This window comes from Emticicia fluvialis, from assembly GCF_024793945.1.
Taxonomy (GTDB): domain Bacteria; phylum Bacteroidota; class Bacteroidia; order Cytophagales; family Spirosomataceae; genus Emticicia; species Emticicia fluvialis.
Map to the genome: position 1 here is coordinate 1 of NZ_JANUSD010000034.1, position 2421 is coordinate 2421.

Annotated in this window: 4 protein-coding genes and 1 pseudogene; all 5 read right to left on the minus strand. The window is 35.9% G+C overall.

The features are described 5' to 3' along the window. Positions 1-19 precede the first annotated feature (19 nt). Entirely contained in the window at positions 20-655 is a 636-nt protein-coding gene (locus NZ848_RS21430) for a sensor histidine kinase (RefSeq protein WP_309600845.1), read from the minus strand. Positions 656-670: 15 nt separating this feature from the next. Next, a complete protein-coding gene (locus tag NZ848_RS21615) occupies positions 671-1060 on the minus strand; it encodes a 7TM diverse intracellular signaling domain-containing protein (RefSeq protein ID WP_390890903.1) in 390 nt (129 codons plus the stop codon). Next, positions 1011-1385, minus strand: coding sequence for a 7TM diverse intracellular signaling domain-containing protein (locus NZ848_RS21435; RefSeq protein WP_309600846.1), 375 nt, complete (start codon positions 1383-1385; stop codon positions 1011-1013). Before NZ848_RS21435 ends, NZ848_RS21615 begins: the two co-directional genes overlap by 50 nt. After that, a pseudogene (locus NZ848_RS21620) lies at positions 1375-1755 on the minus strand (7TMR-DISMED2 domain-containing protein). Before NZ848_RS21620 ends, NZ848_RS21435 begins: the two are co-directional and overlap by 11 nt. A gap of 122 nt (positions 1756-1877) precedes the next feature. Beyond that, on the minus strand, positions 1878-2213 hold the full coding sequence (locus NZ848_RS21445) for a helix-turn-helix transcriptional regulator (RefSeq protein WP_259017216.1): 336 nt from the start codon (positions 2211-2213) through the stop codon (positions 1878-1880). Between the last annotated feature and the right edge of the window lie 208 nt (positions 2214-2421).

The following is a 2421-nucleotide window of genomic DNA, read 5'->3' on the forward strand; positions in this document are numbered from 1 at the left end:
TCATCATCATAATTTAAAGTTAACGTTTTAATTTTAAATTAACCAATGGTACTGTTTTCGGGGAGTAGTATATAGTTCCGCCATTTTTTGAGGATTCAATTAATATGTCACCATGTAAGTGTTCTTTCACTCTGAAAATGCTATTTTCTAAACCCTTACCTTTCAAAGGAGAATTTTGCACCTCAAATCCGTTTCCGTCGTCTTCAATCATTACTGTGAGTTTTTCATGACTTTGTTTAAAAATTACCGCAATCTCACTGGCCTCAGCATTTTTGAGGGCATTATTGATGCTCTCCTGTATAATTGCATACAAAGCCATTTCTTTGTTTGAACTTAAACGAGTAGTAAAATTATTGTTCTGAATGATAACTTTAGGATTATCGGAATCTCGGTACATTTCTAATAACATAGGCACCAGTCCAAGCTTTATTAATGTACTTGAAGCCAGGCTATGTGAAATATTTCTTACCTCTTCTGAGGTTAAATCAAGCATTTTAAGTATTGTTCCTAAAGACTCTGTATCTTGGCTTTGTAATTGCTTGTTACCCAACAAAAGTGTAAGGTTTATTTTTAACGCTCCCAGCAATCCCCCCAGCTTGTCGTGTAAGTCTTGTGCAATTCTTTTACTTTCGGTTTCCTGTACTTGTGTTTCTATTACAAAAACTTCTTGCTACAATTTTTTCTTTTCATACTGTGCTATCTTAAACCGAAGAGCCAGCCCAAGTGTAAGTACAAACATTTCAAACACTGTTGCAGAATAATAGATGGTATGCATAAGCTGCACCGGAATATGATGCAGGTCTGAGAAAGTCTCTAAAACACTTATACACAGTACCGGCACTGTAGCAAATAGGAATAGCCAGGCAGGCTTGTATTTTCTTTTGATGCTACGGAACACCAGCACAAAAGTAAGGGAACAAAGACAGAAAATAAGCAGGTATGTAAAATAACGATACTGATAGAAACTCAAGTGCAAAATAAGAAATAGCAAAATGACCACAACCGTAATGCTAGACAACCAAATGGTGAGCCGTTTTAAGACACCCACCATCTTTATCATAGCCGTACATTAGAAACTCTTTGGCAAAAAACAAATAAAACATGGGTACAAAAGTGGTAGGAATACCAAAGAAGTTTTTATTGCGGATAAATTCAGGGGCTGTATCAAAAATAAGATAGTAGTACCCGTTATACACCAGCATCATAATCATTGAAAAAAGCACACAGAGCAGGTAGTAGAAATATATCCATTCTTTAAAAAAAATCAGCAAAGCAAGACTAAACAACAAAAGGAAAACCATAATGCCAATATACAGGCTCTGAAAGAGATCTCTTGTTTTAAGAAAGGAAATGGCCTTGTACTTGCTTAATAATTTAAGATAGATATATGCTTAACGGATAACTAACGTTTTTTACGCGGAGATATATTGTGGTCTGTTGATGGGGCAATAATACAAAGTTAGATGTAAGATGCGAACTGGAAATTTCTCTTTTCTGAATCGAGATGTGGTCGCCGGTAAAGCTGTTTCTGATTATCACTCCATTGGCATCGTCTATTTGGTAAGTCCATTAGCTGTCGACACCTTTGGTGAATAGAATGAAGTCTCCGGATGCGGCAGATTGATTTGCAATTGTAACCTTCAGCCATAGGTAAGAAGGGTTACTGCCAAAATTAATCATCCATCCTTTCAGCTTTTTGAAACCGGGGTTTAGCATAGCTTCCTGAATGGACATACTCCCCGAAGAATCTATCAGAAACCCGGTTTAAGGTATTAAATCTATTTTATCGGGCAATGAGGTAATCTTTACAGGATTCGTCTGCGCAAATCCGGTTATTGAAATAGCCACAAACGAAAAAAAAACAATAATTTTTCTAATCATAAAAGCCCAGCTTGAAATGCATTTCGTATCAATTCGGCAGTATTTTTGGCATTCATTTTCTTAATCAGTTTATCTCTGTATTCATTCACCGTATCCTTCTTCAATTTGAGCGCATTCGCAATGTCTTCACTTCTGTATCCTCTTGAAATATACTCCAGCACTTCTTTTTCGCGCTTGGTGAGAGAGACCGCATTCACAAATTCATCGCTTTCATCAAAATATTTCTGTTTTAATTTCAAAGCCTTTTCTATCTCATCAGGAACAAATACTTTATTATGATATACAGCCCTTATGGCTTCAACAATTTCACTGACAGAAGTATTTTTAAGCAAGTATCCCGAAGCACCTAAATTGAAAGACTGTCTAATAAGCCCGTAATCGTTATAGCTGGAGATAATAATTACTTTCGTTTTGCTATTTTTTTTTTGTCTTCCAAAACTTCAAATCCCGATGCTCTAGGTAGGTCACTATACTACTCCCCGAAAACAGTACCATTGGTTAAGTTAAAATTAAAACGTTAACTTTAAAGTATCATGATGG

What these genes read in the sequence shown, in the direction of transcription:
- NZ848_RS21615 (WP_390890903.1), bottom strand. Translation starts at nt 1,060, where the DNA reads ATGATAAAGATGGTGGGTGTCTTAAAACGGCTCACCATTTGGTTGTCT.